Below are 16,592 nucleotides of genomic sequence, written 5' to 3'. Positions count from 1 at the left end.
GGAAAACCCCGCTTTTTCTGTGGAAAACCCTACTTTTTCTGTGGAAAAAATAGGCTCTTCTGTGGAAAAGCTTTTATAGGTATTTATACCCTGTGGAAAACTCCCTTAGTTATCCACAGGGTTATCCACAGGCAAAAAACGGGGTTTAGTTGACTCTATATTGATCCCAGAAAGTTTTCCACAATTTCCACAGCCCCTACTACTACTACCAAGAGAATTTATAAAATTTGATCGGAATAATAGAGCGATGCAAAAAAAATGTAAAGCACTAAATCCCTAAAAAACCTGTAGTCACCTCAAAACAACAATGTTAAGATTGGCTCCCACAGGTCAAACTTCTACAAATTCATCACAAACCCTTTAGCTATGCGACTTGTCTGTTCACAAAGCCAACTTACCGCCAACCTTTCACTTGTTAGCCGTGCTGTCGCCTCACGCCCCACACACCCAGTACTAGGCAACATTCGGATTGATGCCGACCACAAGTCGCAGATGCTAGGTTTAATTGCCTTTGACCTCAATTTGGGGATTCAAGTCGGATTTCCTGCTCAAGTGATCGAGGCTGGTTCGATTACCCTCCCAGCTAAGCTACTCAACGACATTGTGTCCCGCCTGCCCGATGAAGAGGTGACCTTGATGGTTGACCCAGGGAAGACGATGGCAATGATTACCTGTGGTTCTGGTCGCTATCAGTTGCACGGCTTGTCGGTTGAAGAGTTTCCCGAACTGCCACAGATTGCTGAGGATGGCGAAACTGCATACCTACCCGTGCAATCGTTGATTGATGGTTTGAATGCTTCTCTGTTTGCGACTTCTAGCGACGAAACCAAGCGTGTCTTGACGGGGGTGCATGTTACCGCCAATGCCGATCGCTTAGAGTTTGCTGCCACCGATGGGCATCGCCTGTCCGTGATTCAGACTAAGTTTCTAGATGTCGATGATGTGCCCGTTGGTAGCGATATTAAAACCAATCTAGAGGTAACCATTCCTGCCAGAGCCTTGCGAGAACTAGAGCGAATTTTGAACCAACAGACTGAAGGTGCGATCGCGGTACGATTTGACCAATCTCAGATGATTTTTCAGTGCGCCAATCAGGTGTTAACCTCGCGCTTGCTCGATGGGGGCTACCCCAACTATCGCCAACTTATCCCCACCCAGTTTGAGCGCCAAGTCACGGTAGAACGCAAAGCCTTAATCTCTGCCCTCGATCGAATTTCGGTGCTAGCCGACCAAAAAAACAACATTGTCAAAATCTCGATTAATGCCACGAGTCAAGAAATTGCCCTGTCTGTAGAAGCACCCGATCTAGCCAATGGTAAAGAATCTCTCCCCGCTCAAGTTTCGGGTGACGATCTAGAAATTGCCTTTAACACCAAATACCTGATGGATGGGTTAAAGGCATTACCCAGTAATGAAATTCAAATTCAACTCAACTCTGCGACGACACCTGTTGTCCTCGTGCCCATCGGCGGTGTGAAAATGAGCTACCTGATCATGCCCGTACAAATTCGCAATTAATTTGGTTAGGAGTTACGATCTACTATGCTCGTGATGGAGCTCTCTGGACTTGTGTATACTCTTTGTAGATACATTTAAGGGCATTAAGGTATCATCATGACCGTACAAATTACAAAGTGGGGTAACAGCCTAGCAGTTCGTATTCCCAAAGCAGTTGCCGAGCTAGCTGAGATTCATGAAGGAACATATATGAGGTTTCAAGTAATTGATGGAGCGATCGTGCTTACACCAGAACCTCGCAAGCGATATTCCCTGAATGAATTACTGGAGGGTATGACTGAAGAGAACCTGCATGGTGAAATTTCTACAGGTGCAATTGTAGGCAATGAGGAATGGTGAAGCTATACATTCCCGATCGCGGTGATATTATTTGGTTGGATTTCAATCCGCAGGCAGGTAAAGAACAATCAGGCCATCGACCCGCTTTTGTTGTATCTCCCCAAGCATATAACAAGATTTCTCATCTGGCGATCGCTTGTCCCGTCACTAGTAAAAGTAAGGGTTGGCGTTTTGAGGTGAAATTAGTTGGTTTGCAGACAGGCGGCGTAATTTTAACCGATCGAATCAAAAGCTTAGATTTGCGTATAAGAAATTCCACCTTTATCGAAAGGGCAAGTGATGAAATTATTAGAGATGTACTGGCAAAAATCGAAGTTTTAGTGACTTAACGTGATTTACTGCAAGGATAGGTTGTAAGCCATACCAAACAGGATCGATTTGAGTCCTTAGTTGTAACTTTTTATGGGTTTATGCGTCAGGCTTTTAAATACTTGTGACTTCAAAAGGTTTTAAAAGCATAGACTTCGTTCTAGAATTGTTTATATGCCCTATCTTCCACCACAACCTGCACCGCCTTTGCATCAGGTCTCTTACGAAGATGTAAGGCAAATACCATCACCACAGCCGCTTCGACAGAAGGCGACAGATTTGCGGTTAGCATCTGTTTCACCCTCCGACTCATCTAAGATTCCGCCGCATGTATATGAAGAGTTGCAAGTTTTCATGCGATCGCTGCCTGCGATCGAGCTAAATCCTAACAACCTCATCGCTCAAAGGGGCATATTAAAGCCCGGTGGGTTGCCTTTACCCAAACCTACCGATAAACTACCACCGCCCCCATTGCCCCCCAAAGGCGATCTGATTAGCGTCACAGCCGACAAGCAAGAATACAACATCAACACGCAGGTATTTGTTGCCACAGGCAATGTGATTGTTCGCTACAAACAGTCAGAACTGAGAGCCGATCGCGTTCAAGTGAATGTGAATACCCAGGATACTACGGCTGACGGTAATGTTTTTTTTACACGCGGCGATCAAAAATTGCGTGGCACGCGCCTAGACTATAACTATGGAACAGTCAAGGGCGTTTTACTCAAGGCTTCAGGCTCAGTCAACCTAGGGACACTCAGTCGTGGGGATGCTGGTCGTTTGCCCTCCGATCGAGCCTCAGGTTCGGCAGTGGTAAATGTGCTTGGTTCGTCGCAGGGAGTGCAAGGGGAAGTGCGTCGCGTTGGGTTTATTGCCGAACGCATTATTCTAGAAAATGATACTTGGGTAGCCGAGAACCTTAGCATTACCAACGATCCATTTACACCCCCCGAACTGCAACTCGTTACCAGCCGTGCCACACTCAAGCCGATTTCACCCACCCAGGATCGACTAGAGGCAGAATCTCCGACTCTGTTGTTTGATGGTGTGTTTTCGCTACCACTTCCTGTTAATAGCGTGGTGCTCGATCGCTTTCAAAGACCTGCTCCAGCTTTGTTTGGTTTCGATCGCCAAGATCGAGGCGGGCTATTTTATCAGCAAAGCTTTAATGTGGTGGCTCAGCCCGATGTTAGTTTGACACTAGCGCCGCAACTGCTGATCCAAAAAGCCTTTAGCAGCCAGCGAGGACTCTTAGCCTTTGACGCAATCGGTTTGGTGGCAAATTTGCAAACAAATCTAGGTGAGGGACAGTCCTTTTCGGCAAACGCAAATTTGTCGGGTTTAGATTTCTCCGATCTACAAAACCAATTGCGGGCAAATGCAAGGTATCAAGCTCAAGTTTTGGGAGATCACACGCTCATTGCTCAATATGCCTATCGCGATCGCTTGTTTAATGGCTCGCTTGGTTTTCAGGATGTCAATAATTCGTTGAGTGTCAATTTATTTTCTCCCGATCGCGTGATTGGAGATACTGGGGTTGTGCTCAACTATCAAGTTGGGGCGCAACTTATTAGTGCTACGCGTGGAGACTTGCAGCCCAATACGGTTGATACCTTGGGGCGAGTACAAAGTGCCGCCGTATTGAGCAAATCGATTCCTCTTTTACGTGGAACTGCCCTACCTGAGGAGCGAGATACGGGCTTAAAATATTCAGCTCGACCCATTGTTCCCGGTTTAGATGCCTATGTCAGCGTTTCTGGCGTATATTCCCTCTATTCCAATGGGGCTAATCAGGGATCTTTATCTGGTACGGTTGGTCTATCGGCAGTTCTTGGCAATTTCTCCAAAGAGTTTTTTGACTATACAGGGCTTAATTTTAGCTATACCCAAGCGCTTGTCAGCGGTCAGTCACCTTTCCTGTTCGATCGGGTAGCAGATACTCAAGTGGTTACCCTAGGGTTCTTACAACAGATCTATGGACCGATTCGGTTTGGGATTCAGCAAAGTTGGAACGTGGGCACTGGTCAGTTGTTTGACTCGGTTTATACCCTGCAATATGACCGTCGCACCTATGCTGTGATCGTGCGCTATAACCCCAATCAGGGGATTGGTGAGTTTGTGATTCGGATTAGCGATTTTAATTGGACAGATACGCCTTCCTCTGGAGTGACACCCGTTCAAGGGGGCATCGAACGAGGCAATTAAAGACATATAGAGAATTTCTCCCTAGATATGGATGTCTGAGCCTTACGACCCGATCGCGGCGATCCAAGTCAAAATTTCTTGATTGACTCTTTCTGGGGCTTCGTCGTGGGCGCAATGCCCCATATCGTCTAGATAGACTAAGTGGGCAAAATTGGAATATTGCACCAGTCGTGCCCCTTCTGAGGGGGGGATGGCTTTATCTTGCGTGCCCCAAAGCATGAGTATGGGAATTTCTAACTCGGTGAGCGCTTGGGTTAAGCTCGGAGAATATCCTGGACGATTTAAGCTCTGCCCTAGTCTGACAAAGGCTTCGGCGGCTTGCGGATCGCGGGCGGGCTTGGCGATGATTTCTACCAGCTCGTCATCAATATGGGTGCGATCGCGGTAGGCAATTTGACCCAACACAAATCGAATCACGGATGGTTGGCGAATAATCTGAAACATTGGCTTGGCAAAAATAGCCGAGGCGAAAGCTTCTAAAGCACTTTTGATCGGGCGTACTGGCTTGGGAACCATTGCCTGTAGGGCTTCGATGTCGGGCAAACTGATCGTGACGACGCCTTTGGCGATTTCGGGATGGGTATGGGCAGCGATCGCTGCCACCAAAGAGCCAATGGAGTTACCGACAAGAATTGTAGGGCGATTGATAAAGGTCTGCCAAAAATCAGCGACTTGTTCTACCCAGAGGTAAATGCTGTAGTCCGTGGGGGGCTTTTCGGAAGCACCAAATCCCACCAAATCAAGGGCATAGACACTGTGATGCTGAGCTAAAGTGGGCATATTATTGCGCCAGTGATCGCCCGATGCACCAAACCCGTGGAGCAAAAGAATCGGCACTGTATGGGGGGTAAGGACTTCAGCCCGTTGAAATGTATATCGCGTCTGCCATCCTCGCCAGACCCAATCTCGATATCGTAAAGAAAGAGCGATCATGGCGCTTTTTGTAACTCTTTTAGCTTTTGCTGGACATCTAATTGTAGTTCACGCGCTTTTAAGTAAATGGTTGTCCCGCTTTTCACTTTTTCCAGTTCGGCATTAATCGAGAACAATGACGCGATCGCGCGATTACGATTTTCTGGGCTGAGCTTAGTGGGGAAGTTTCTCCAAAGATCGGCAATTTGTCGATTTGCTGACTCAACTGCCCTTATTGCCTCCTCTTCATTTTTTATGCGAATTCGGACTTCGATTAAACTGGCACGATATTCAGACAGTAATCTTTGGGCTTCTTTATATCCATCAGGATCTTGAGGGGTAATTTGTTCAAGTTGTCGAATAGATTGCTCCCATAATGTGGAAATTTCGCGCCATCTATCAGCACTATGTGGTGGATTGCGCCCAAGTTCAGCCGCTTTAGTGGATAACTCTAAACCAGCCGTGAGATAAGCATTTGTGCGTTCGTTACCTGCCAACAAACCAGCAATTTCTTGAAACTCACGCTTGGCAGAAACAACTTTCTGTTGGGCAATTTTACCTGCCAAGGTAGTAGAAGGAATTTGGGCTAACTGGTCGATCGCCGCCTGCCATGCTTGAACTGCAATCTTTCTATCTGTTGCTGATTGTGTCTGTTGATACTGGGATTTAGCAGTTGTTAAACCTCGATCGGCGGTCACCAATGTTTGCTGAGCATTTTGCTCTTGAAATACTTTTGCTTCTAGTTGACCTACCTTGACACGGGCTGATTGCAATCCTGCGGGACTAAACCGCCAATCATATCCTACCCATCGATAGGTACTAGAATATTCTGCCCAATCAGCCACAAACCATAGTGGAATTGCATCTAGAGCCGTTTTTCCCTCTTTTAACTTTTCAGAACCACGATCTAGATCCTGTGGACTTGTAGGGGATTCAATCAGTTGTCTTGCTTCTTCAATGTTTGCTAGGGCTTTTTTATAGTTTGCCTCGATCTCCATGTAGCTGGGCACTAGCAAAATTGGAGCATTTTTTGCCACAGGCTGGCGAATTGCAGGGTAGGGTAAGTTGGCGATCGCGATCGCACCCGCAGGAATTCCGAGCAAAACTCCTGTCCAGATCAGCTTATTTAGCCACTTATGGCTAGATTTAGGAATTGGCTTGGTGTTTTTTACTTGTGATGCGGATGCTTGCTGGAGTTCTGCTTCCAACTGAGCTAAGGTTGGGGCGATCGGGGCAGGACTGGGGGCTGGAGAATTTGATGAAGTTTGTGCAGCCGAAGGGTGGCTGCTGGTGGTTGGAGAGGGACTAGCGCTTGAGGCTGGTTGTTGCTTCCCTGACTTAGAAAACCAAGAACTAAGAATGCCCACACTGACTCCTGAAAATTTTCTGATTTCCTAGAGTTTAGCATTGAACCTTGTCTTCACAAAACGACATGAAAAGTAAACTTATTTGTGGATGATTTTGATTTCCTGTGCTAGCATCTTTTGAAAAGCCTGTTTGAGATTACGCAATGGCTAAGGTCTTGGTACTCAATGCTTCCTACGAGCCGCTAAACATTACTAGCTGGCAAAGGGCTGTGGTCTTATTAATTAAGGGTAAAGCAGAGCAAGTCGAGCACAATGGCAAAATGCTCTATCCAGACTTCCCCTTACCCACTGTGATTCGGCTGCTGCACTACATCACGCTTCCTTATAAAGAAGTGCCGCTGACCCGCCGCAATATTTTGCACCGCGATAATCATTCTTGCCAATATTGTGGCTATACGGGTGATGACCTGACCCTCGATCATGTCATTCCCAAGTCGCGCCGTGGTGGTGAAACATGGGACAACATCGTGACTGCCTGTGTGCGCTGCAATGTCAAAAAAGGCAATCGCACGCCCAAAGAAGCCTCCATGCCTTTACGTAAAGCTCCGCGCCGCCCTCATAGCGGCCTTTATTTTGAGGTAACGAAATATTTGCGCAGTGGCGGTCATCAAGAATGGCGTAAGTATCTTATTGGATTGTAACTTCGGTATCGGTCAGCGAGCGAAGTCGAACTGAAGCCATAAGTAAGTCAGTTTGTAACTGTAAAGAAACTATTCAAGCGATCGGTGGCAAAATATAGCCTAATAGCAAGGGGCTAGGAAATCACTATGTCACTCAAAGCAGGAAAAGAAGCACTATTACGGAAGCGCTACACCGAGGCGATCGCGATCCTCTCAGAATATTGTCATGGTCACCCCGATCGCACTGCCAAAGATTACATCCAAGCGCAGATGTGGATGGTCAAAGCCTATCAGAAATCAGGCAGAGCCGATAAAGCGATCGCGATTTGCGAACAATTTGAAGACAATCCCGATCCACAGCTACAACAGTGGTCAAAGAAATCGATTGTCACCCTGCGATCTCAACTCGAAGCCATGCCCGAAGATCGTCTGGAGCGCAATTATGATGTTGCCTCGGTGGTTAAATCCAGTGCCAGTCGCTATCGTAAAACCAACGTTACCCTTGCCTTCGATCGCAAGGCGACCTACATCTTTATCCTAGCAATGTTTGTGACAGTGCTGCTGGTATTTGGTCTGATCTTGGGTGCTTGGTTATGGGGCATTAGCCTCATTAGCCTGACGATTACGTCGGGTTGGTGGATGGTTGCTGGTATCGGTACTGGCGTCATGGGCATTTTGCTGTTTTTCATGTCGCCTTGGATTATCGAGATTACCCAAAAGCAGTATCAACGCACCCAATGGATTACCTTGGCTGACCTCGATCTCAAGAGTCCTGAAGCGGTAGAAATCATTGAGAAGTTCTGCGAAACTAAGAATATTCTCGTACCGAGACTGGGATGGATTGAAGACGATAGCCCTGTGGCTTTTACCTATGGCATTCTGCCTAACTCAGCTCGGCTTGTTGTCAGTCGCGGTCTGTTTCTCAATCTCGATGACGATGAGATTGCCACAGTCTATGCCCAGCAGCTCGCACATATCCAAAATTGGAGCTTCTCTGTCATTACCTTTGCCTCTGCACCAATCCAGATTCTCTATTTGATTTATGTGGCGCTCAGCCGCAAGAGTTATCAAGCCAAACGAGCTAAGAATGTCTTTAAGGTGCTGGCAGCGATCGCCAGTTTCATCCATGCTTGCAGCACCTATTTACTTCTGTTTATCACCAAGAGCAGTACATATCCCTGCGATCGCTTTGCTGCTGAGGTCACTGGCAATCCCAATGCTCTATCCCGCGCCTTGACCAAAATTGCGGGTGGTCTGGTCCAACAAAATCAACTCGGTAAGCCCCCCAATCGCTTGTTAGAATCCACCAGAGCTTTAGGTGTTTGTGACTATCAAACCACGACAGCGATCGGAATCGCGCAAGAGATTCTACATTCAGGCCAATCGGATCAAAATGTCTACCGTGTATTTTTATGGGAATTGTTTAATCCTTGGAGTCGGTGGATAGAATTCCATTCTACGCATCCTTTGATTGGGCGGCGGATTAAGGTGCTGACTGGTTACACCAAACAGTTAGGATTGATTAGCGAATATGATTTCCCCCAATTGCTCAAAGAAGGCAGCAAATTGGATAAAGGCAGACTCTATCGTAACTTTGCCCGCGACCTCTTCATTCAAACGGCTCCCTATACAGGGGTTACTGTGGGCCTGATTGCCGCCAAGCTCCTCTATTGGTGGGTGTACAACAACTGGCTAGTGCTGAGTTTCCCTGCGATCGGGCTGGGCTTGGGATGGATGTTTCAAGGCAGTCTTAGATATCCCAACTTTCGGCGGGTCGTCGATACCGATCTGGTGAGTTTGCTGATCGATCCCTATGCCAGTTCCCTGCATGGGTTACCCGTACAAGTTCCTGGAGAACTGATTGGCTATAGCTCCGATGAGAACTATATCGGTTACGCGCTCAAATTAGAAGATCAGGGCGGGATGATGTACATTCACTATCTACCCAATTTCCGCTCTATGTTTTCGAGTGACAAACTGATGATTCAGAAAATGGAAACCTTGATCGATCAGTCTGTGATTGCTTCGGGTTGGTTTCGGCGCGGTAGTATGCCGATTGTCGATCTGTCAATTTTGCAGCCGATTTTGGGAGAACAAAAACAAGAACGCAACTCGCTGACTAGCTATCATCAATTTTGGAATAACATCCTGAGTTCGGCGATCGTGTTATTGGGGTTACTGATCTTGATTTCTACTTCGCCTTTATTCTAGTTGTCATTACTAGTTGCCATTATTTGTTTAAGCATGAACTATCTCTATTTACATGGCTTCGCTTCGGGACCACAATCTCAAAAAGCTAAGTTTTTGCAGAACCAGTTCGCCAAAATCGGTCTGACCCTGCCTGTCCCCGATCTGAATCTGGGGGATTTTACCCAAATCACGCTCTCAGCGCAGTTGCAATATTTAAATCGAGAGTTTGGCGATCGCCCACTGATTGCGATCGGATCGAGTTTAGGCGGTTTTTTAGCTTTACAAATGGCGATTGCGAATCCCCAGATTGAGAAGTTGGTTTTACTCGCCCCTGCCTTTGAGTTTGGGCAACGACTAGCGGAGGGCTTGGGTGCAGAAGCGATCGCGCAATGGCAAGCAACTGGGAGTCGAGACTTCTTTCACTATAGTTTAAATCGCCAACTTCCCCTGAAGTATGAGTTTTTTGCCGATGCTCAAACCTATGCTGGTAAGACTCTGAACCGTAATATCCCTATTTTAATTATTCACGGCTTGCAGGATGAGGTGATTCCATTTCAACTCAGTCAAGCCTTTGCAGAGTCTCATCCAGATGTGACCCTGCGGCTGGTGGAAAGCGATCATAGCCTTGGTGGCGAGATGCTGGGCTATATCTGGCAAGAAACTGCTAGTTTTTTAGATTTATAGAATTTTAGGATCTCGCGATTGATTCTTTGGTTAAGATAAAGCTATTGCACCTTACTCTAAATCTGTTATGTCTGAACGCCTGAAGTTTTTTCGCAAGCTGATGGCAGCCTTTGAAGGCACTGCCGATCCTCGTCGTGCGATCGAAAAGGGCTATTATATTGCACCACCGCATAATTTGATTGCCGAAGAAATTGCTGGACGCTGTGCGCTTCGTCCTTCTTCCGCACATTTACTATTTGGTGGTATTGGCTCTGGCAAAACAACCCAACTGCTTGTCGTGCGCGATCGCCTCAATGAAATAGAAGACATTCATGCCATATATATTGATGTTAGTCTCTACACTGATATTTCAGATCTTCAACCTAGAGCTTTAGTTGTAATCGCTGGACTAGAAATTGCCCAACTTTTAGGAGCGAATAGCGATCCAGAATTGCAGGAAAGTAGGCAAATAATTGAAAAAAGAGCGTATGGATATAAGGAAACTCGTTTTATTAACTCAATAACTAGTTCGTTATCTTTGGTAATTAATGGAGGCGAACAACTTATTCATCATAAAGGGTTACTTTCTACCGAAAAGCGCGAAACAGATAGCAGACTCTTGCAAGCTTTCTTACATCTAAAGAATGCTGCTTCACAAAGATTAGGGGAAATAGTTTTTATCTTTGATGGACTAGATCGATTAAATAATACACAAACCTTTCTTCATTCTGCTTTGAATGATGTTCTCGAACTTGCAAAAGATGGTGTTGGAGTGATTGTCGTTGGGTCTACCCCCACAGTTTACAGTCAAGATAGAGAGAATATTGAACGTTTTGCAAGTCATTCATACTATTTGTCATACCTAAATGTAACTGAAGATATTGAAGCAAAACAGTTTTTTGAGAATATTTTTACAGTTCGAGATCCAGAGGGCGTTATTACTCCAGAAGCTAGAGAACTTCTCATCACATCATCAGGTGGTGTCTTGCGCGATTTAATGTCTTTAACACAGGCTGCTATTCAGGAAGCCTATGTAGATAGTTCAGACTCCATTGAAGAAAAACATATTACCAATGCAGCCTCGTCACTTGCTAGATCGAAAATACTTGGTTTATCTGATCCGAGCTTAGAAATCTTGCAGCAAGTTATGCAAGATGTAGTATTTTATCCTAGGACAAAAGAAGCTTTTCAGTTATTACTAACTGGTCATATTCTTGAGTATAGATATCCAAAGCGAGGTTTTGTAATTCATCCAATTCTAGTGCCAGTAATTCAAAATTTAACTTCAAGTGCTTCCCATGTTGCTTCTTAAGCCTGTCTCTTTAGGGGAATTTTTGCAAAGGGTTGGTTCTCTATCTGACAGTAATATCTGGATTGCGCTTGTCGTTGATTCAAAAGATATTCAAGTAGCAGTTGATGATTTGCAAGACACGATAGAGATTTTTACTGAATGCGAAACAGGAATTATCTCTGGTGAAAATGGTGCGCGTGAATTGATCGATCGCGTTGTTGATGCTACACAAGACTATCTGTTGTTCTGGCAGTTAGAAATGTGGCAACCTGAGGAATGGAGAGCTTTTGATGCATTGAGAAGTCGTCTTGATAAAGGGAAAAAAGGAGGCTTGCTAGTTCTCTCTTTAGATACTGCTAAAACTATGCTTGCGAATGCTCCGAACTTTGTCAGTTGGCTGGGGGCTAACATCTATGATTTTGCTAAGGATGTAGAAATATTGACGCAGGAAGAAGGAGAAAAGAGGCTTGTTGCTCTACGTGAATGGGCTGGAAAGTCAGATGCAGAGGTGATTGCAATGGCAGAGAACCAAATACTCCCTACCGATCCTGAATATGGAGAATGGTTGATTTTGTTAAATCGGGGGGAATTGCTTGAGCGGCAAAAATAGTTGGGAGAAATTTTGTGCAGAAATTCAACAGCGTTCCCAAAGCGCTATATGTCTAGAAATAAAAAGCTCAAAACGCCTACGGGCTGAGATTCTAAAATGTCTTACAATGGCTAGCAATGAGGGGATTCTGACTGCCAAATTGCATGACATTGAGAGATTACTCAAATTGCGGGAGTCTAGTGAAATTCCAAGCAAAGGCTATTTTGAGATTATGGGAGGGGACAAGAATTTTCACCGCGATCGCAATATTCCACACTTTAAACGACATGATGGCTGTTGGTTTGATTTCGCAATTACGATTGACGAAACGAAATCTCCTGCTCAGATTATTGGATTTGACTTTGAAATTCGCTTCCCCGAAAGTTGCTCTGCTTCTTTCCTAAGATTCGATCTAAACCTACCTGGACACGACAACGAGGAACGACAAATGCGTTTCCATGCGCATCCGAGTAGTGACGACATTATGATTCATAGTCCTCCAATGACTCCACTTGAGATTCTACATTTGTTTTTGTACGGACTGGAACTTCCCAAAAAGCCTCGTTCAAATTAGCGATCGCAACTCATTTGATGTAATTTTTTCCGATGTCAAGCTATAAAAGTTGTCGTTTTCGCACACGATCGCTCTTTGCTTCATCGCGATCGTGTGCCAGAATGAGCAAAATTAGTCTACCTGTCTTTATGGATGCTCGGGAAATCTTGCATAAAAGCCTAGTCCGTCTGAGGCAACCGCTTAAACCTTTTCTGCTCTTGCTTTTCCTTTTATCCTTCATTGCTGTATTGCTGACGAGTAGTTTTGCACCACTTGTGCAGGATCGCTTTCCAGCTTTTGCACAGGCTCCTCGTCAAGAAATTCGCGGTGTTTGGCTGACCACAAATGACTTTGATGTTTTAACCGATCGCACCAAATTACAGGAAGCCGTGACCCAATTGCGGCAGCTAAATTTCAACACCATCTATCCTGTGGTTTGGAATAGTGGCTATGTCATGTATCCCAGCGCGGTGGCGCAACGTGTTGGCAATCAGCCCTTTGTCTATCGCGGCACAGATGGGCAGGATATTCTTGCAGAAGCGATCGCATTGGGGCATCGCCAAGATCTGCTGGTAATTCCTTGGTTTGAGTATGGATTTATGGCTCCACCAACGTCCGAACTGGTCGAGCAGCATCCCAACTGGTTTACCCAAAAGCGAGATGGTACCAACACATCCATCAGTGGTGCTGGTGAAGTGATGTGGCTCAATCCATTTCATCCAGAGGTGCAACAGTTTATGACTGACCTCGTACTGGAGACGATTACCCAATATGATGCCGATGGTGTTCAGTTTGACGATCACATGGCTCTACCCAAAGAATTTGGCTACGATCGCTACACGCTCGCTTTGTACAACCAAGAAACGCATAAAAATGCTCCAGCGAATCCCAGCGATCTAGCATGGGTAAAGTGGCGGGCGAATAAACTTACAGCATTTATGGTGAAACTCAGCAAAGCTGTGAAAGCGAAGAAGCCCCAAGCGATTTTTTCTGTCTCACCCAACCACTATGTCCAAGCCTACAATGAATATCTACAGGACTGGCCAGATTGGGTACGACAAAATGCTGTAGATGAGATTGTAATGCAGGTATATCGGAACGATTTCTACAGTTTTTTGGAACAGATTACCCTACCTGAACTTCAAGAATCACAGAAAAAGATTTCCACAGGTGTTGGGATTCTCACGGGTTTAAGGAATAGTCCCACTTCAATGCCACAAATCTTTTCGCAGGTTCGTGCTGCTCAAGAGCGCGGTCTAGGGATTTCCTTTTTTTACTACAAGAGTCTTTGGGACTACGGCCCAGAAGCGATCGCTCAGCGCCAATCCGATTTTAAAGCACTCTTTCCCTATCCAGCCTTTCGCTCTGCAATCAAGTAAAGTAAAAATTCACATGTTAAAGCCTGCAAATCGTTGGTTCGCTTGGTTCTTATCTTCAGGTTGCATCCTGTGCCTGCTGTATTTACTGGTGGTGAGCGGCGATCTTGCTTGGTTTTCTCTGCACAATGCTCCCCCTGCTTGGGATCAAGGCGATCACCTCACAAAAGCGATGAATTTTTGGCGAGTCTGGCAATCTACAGATCGCTTTTCACCGACATGGTGGACAGAACTCTGGCAGCAGGCTCCCACCCAACGCGCTCCTCTTGTCTATTTATTCACAGTTCCAATTTTGCAATGGATTGGACAAAGTTTTCCCATTGCGACCTGTGTGAATTTTCTGTTTACAGGAATCTTGCTCGTTTCGGTCTATTTCTTGGGCAAGCATTTCTTCTCATCTAAAGTGGGTGTTTGGGCAGCAATTTTTTGTGCGATCGCGCCGATTATGGTCTTTTTGCGCACCGACTATTTACTCGACTATCCACTCGCTGCAGTTGTCACATTTACTTACTTGAGTTTCACCAAATGGCGAGATGCCGATCGCCATTGGCAGCGCTGGTTATGGACTGCGATCGCAGGTGTTGCCTTGGGTTGTTGCTTGCTGACTCGAACCTCCAGCATACTTTTTGTGGTAATTCCTCTGCTTTGGCTGGTGGGGGGGACAATCTGGCGGCGACAGTGGGGACGTTGCTTGCAGTTACTGCTATTGTTTGCGATCGCTTGGTGGACGATTAGCGGTTGGTTTACAACTAACTGGCTGACGATTGTTAGCACAACTGTGGAGTCGAATGCCCATGGAAAAATTTACCGCAACGATCCTCAAGCAAATAGCCTGTCTGGTTGGATCTACTACGCTCAAGTACTCCCTGAAATGTTCTCTCCCGTATTATTCTTTGCTTGCCTGGGATGTTGGGGTATTTTCTTGGGGCGTTGGGTTTGGCAGAAGTTTCCTCTATCAAAACCTGCGATCGAAGATGAGTCAAAAGATGCCACAGCATTAGAAGCTATCCAACCAGCAAGCCCAAAAAGAAGAACTTGGCGATGGCTGGCAGTTCTGGTTCTTGGTACTTATCTGTTGGGTAGTCTTGGCGCAAATAAGCAGCCAAGGCTACTCTTACCTTACTTACCCATTCTCGCGATCGTTTTAGCCTATGGGTTTACCTTGGGGGTAGGGATATGGTGGCGGGGTTTTCGCTGGCTCTCTGTGGCTCTTGCCACCTTATCGGTATTTATCCATCAATTTCCCATCTCCGCTGGTTTGGGCATCGTTGGTCAAACCCATTTTCCCTATACAGGAGCAGCCTATCCCAATGCGGAAGTCATTCGCACGATTCAACAACAGCAGCCCTATCTCCGTTCGACATTGGGCGTTTTGACGAATACTGCGGAGCTGAACCCGATGAATTTTGATTTTTTTGGGGCATCGATGGGATTTCAGGTCTATGGTAGACAGATTGGTTTTCACCCCGAGCAAGCAGAACAAGATGCGCGATCGCTCAATTGGTATGTTACCAAAACGGAAGATCAGGGAGCCTATGGCAGCATCGAAGCAGGACAGGTTGCGCTCAAAGAAAAACTGGAGCGCAGTTCAGATCTCCAAATTGTGCAGCAGTGGAAATTACCTGATGGCAGTCAGTTACGCTTACATCGACGATCGCAACTACCCATTACCGTTACGCCTTTGCAGGGGAATCCTGAGAGCGCACAATTGCAATTGATATCTGTCAATGTTCCGCAGCAGGCACAAAGCGGTCAGCCGATTCCTATCACTTACACATGGCAAGGGAATTGGAAAACCCTGAAAAACAGCATCGTTTTACTGACATGGCAACAGCAAAATGGTACTGCCTATTGGATTCACGACCATGCGATCGCTTTTGGTAATCTTCAGCAAAACTTAAAAGCCGAGCCGTTGACGGGAGAATTTCGTGTGGTCGAAAGCACGGCTATGCTGCCGCCCAAGTCGCTTCCCGATGGGATGTATCTGCTCAAGGCGACAGTTTTAGATCGTCAAACAGGAGCCGCTTCGCCCCTAACAATTTCATCGGTTCCAATTCAGCTTTCAGGGCAAACTCAACGTTCAGTTCAAACCCAGATTTCAGCTATGGCAAAAGCATCCCCTATGCCAGAGCTCGATCTGCTGACACAACTGCGCCAGTTGTCCATGCAACTTCCATTGGGAAAAATCGATCCAGTATTTAAGCAACTGGCGATTATCAATCAATACGATCCCGATCAGAACTATGTCTTACAGGCAGAACAAAGTTTAGCCTACCGTTTGCAGCAAATCTCAGCTTCTGACTCCAACAGTCTTACTTCGCTATACAATCTGGCATTTAGCTATATTTTGCAACGTAAAGCACCACAAGCGATCGCCACCTTCACCCGAATCACTCAAGTTGCCGATCCCACCAATGCATGGGGTTGGGCTTATTTAGGGTTTGTGCATCTCTATAACTTTCAGCCTCAGGCAGCCGAAGCAGCTTTGGAGAAAGCCATCGCATTAAATCCCAATATCCCTGAGTTAAAGACTTTGCGAATCGTCTCCGCTGCAATGAATTTCAACATTCCCTTAGCTTGGGAGCGCTACCAAGCAGAACGCAAACCTAGTACAGCAGGGCGGAAATAGGGCTACCCTATAGAAGGTGAGCTAAATGAAA

General features: G+C 46.0%; 14 protein-coding genes. 12 read left to right on the top strand and 2 right to left on the bottom strand.

Annotation, left to right across the window (positions count from 1 at the left end; all coding sequences use genetic code 11):
* The first annotated feature begins 366 nt into the window (after nt 1-366).
* The 4 genes from dnaN (at nt 367) to V2H45_RS07040 (ending at nt 4,371) form a co-directional block, all read left to right on the top strand.
* The gene (gene dnaN, locus V2H45_RS07055; RefSeq protein ID WP_330482919.1) at nt 367-1,518 is read left to right on the top strand and encodes a DNA polymerase III subunit beta; all 1,152 of its coding nucleotides are present in this window, start codon (nt 367-369) and stop codon (nt 1,516-1,518) included.
* 96 nt (nt 1,519-1,614) lie between these two features.
* Nucleotides 1,615-1,857, top strand: coding sequence for an AbrB/MazE/SpoVT family DNA-binding domain-containing protein (locus V2H45_RS07050; protein ID WP_330482918.1), 243 nt, complete (start codon nt 1,615-1,617; stop codon nt 1,855-1,857).
* On the top strand, nt 1,851-2,186 hold the full coding sequence (gene mazF, locus V2H45_RS07045; protein ID WP_330482917.1) for an endoribonuclease MazF: 336 nt from the start codon (nt 1,851-1,853) through the stop codon (nt 2,184-2,186). Before V2H45_RS07050 ends, mazF begins: the two co-directional genes overlap by 7 nt.
* A 154-nt stretch (nt 2,187-2,340) precedes the next feature.
* Nucleotides 2,341-4,371 (top strand): DUF3769 domain-containing protein, encoded by a 2,031-nt coding sequence (locus V2H45_RS07040; protein WP_330482916.1) that lies wholly within the window; start codon nt 2,341-2,343, stop codon nt 4,369-4,371.
* 42 nt (nt 4,372-4,413) lie between these two features.
* Here V2H45_RS07040 and V2H45_RS07035 read toward each other — a convergent pair whose 3' ends face one another.
* Both V2H45_RS07035 and V2H45_RS07030 read right to left on the bottom strand, forming a co-directional pair.
* Nucleotides 4,414-5,304, bottom strand: coding sequence for an alpha/beta fold hydrolase (locus V2H45_RS07035; protein WP_330482915.1), 891 nt, complete (start codon nt 5,302-5,304; stop codon nt 4,414-4,416).
* Nucleotides 5,301-6,650: a hypothetical protein gene (locus tag V2H45_RS07030; RefSeq protein WP_330482914.1), complete on the bottom strand. Its 1,350-nt coding sequence runs from the start codon at nt 6,648-6,650 to the stop codon at nt 5,301-5,303. Before V2H45_RS07030 ends, V2H45_RS07035 begins: the two co-directional genes overlap by 4 nt.
* A 143-nt stretch (nt 6,651-6,793) precedes the next feature.
* Between V2H45_RS07030 and V2H45_RS07025 the strand changes: the two genes are divergently transcribed.
* The 8 genes from V2H45_RS07025 to V2H45_RS06990 all read left to right on the top strand — a co-directional run bounded on the left by V2H45_RS07025 (nt 6,794) and on the right by V2H45_RS06990 (nt 16,561).
* A complete protein-coding gene (locus V2H45_RS07025; RefSeq protein WP_330482913.1) occupies nt 6,794-7,291 on the top strand; it encodes an HNH endonuclease in 498 nt (165 codons plus the stop codon).
* A 126-nt stretch (nt 7,292-7,417) separates the two neighbouring features.
* A complete protein-coding gene (locus V2H45_RS07020; protein WP_330482912.1) occupies nt 7,418-9,481 on the top strand; it encodes a zinc metalloprotease HtpX in 2,064 nt (687 codons plus the stop codon).
* A 33-nt stretch (nt 9,482-9,514) separates the two neighbouring features.
* A complete protein-coding gene (locus V2H45_RS07015) occupies nt 9,515-10,144 on the top strand; it encodes a YqiA/YcfP family alpha/beta fold hydrolase (protein WP_330482911.1) in 630 nt (209 codons plus the stop codon).
* Between the two features lie 67 nt (nt 10,145-10,211).
* Nucleotides 10,212-11,435, top strand: a complete 1,224-nt coding sequence (locus tag V2H45_RS07010) for a hypothetical protein (protein WP_330482910.1) — start codon at nt 10,212-10,214, stop codon at nt 11,433-11,435.
* On the top strand, nt 11,422-12,024 hold the full coding sequence (locus V2H45_RS07005) for an ABC transporter permease (protein ID WP_330482909.1): 603 nt from the start codon (nt 11,422-11,424) through the stop codon (nt 12,022-12,024). Before V2H45_RS07010 ends, V2H45_RS07005 begins: the two co-directional genes overlap by 14 nt.
* 106 nt (nt 12,025-12,130) lie before the next feature.
* Nucleotides 12,131-12,577 (top strand): hypothetical protein, encoded by a 447-nt coding sequence (locus V2H45_RS07000; RefSeq protein WP_330482908.1) that lies wholly within the window; start codon nt 12,131-12,133, stop codon nt 12,575-12,577.
* 128 nt (nt 12,578-12,705) lie between these two features.
* A complete protein-coding gene (locus V2H45_RS06995; RefSeq protein WP_408648746.1) occupies nt 12,706-13,935 on the top strand; it encodes a family 10 glycosylhydrolase in 1,230 nt (409 codons plus the stop codon).
* Nucleotides 13,936-13,948: 13 nt separating this feature from the next.
* On the top strand, nt 13,949-16,561 hold the full coding sequence (locus tag V2H45_RS06990) for a phospholipid carrier-dependent glycosyltransferase (RefSeq protein WP_330482906.1): 2,613 nt from the start codon (nt 13,949-13,951) through the stop codon (nt 16,559-16,561).
* Nucleotides 16,562-16,592: the final 31 nt, after the last annotated feature.

It is taken from the genome of Tumidithrix elongata BACA0141 (genome assembly GCF_036349135.1).
In the GTDB taxonomy this organism is placed as follows: domain Bacteria; phylum Cyanobacteriota; class Cyanobacteriia; order Pseudanabaenales; family Pseudanabaenaceae; genus Tumidithrix; species Tumidithrix elongata.
Note: the sequence above shows the minus strand (reverse complement) of the source record. Positions and strands in the feature narration are given on the sequence as shown.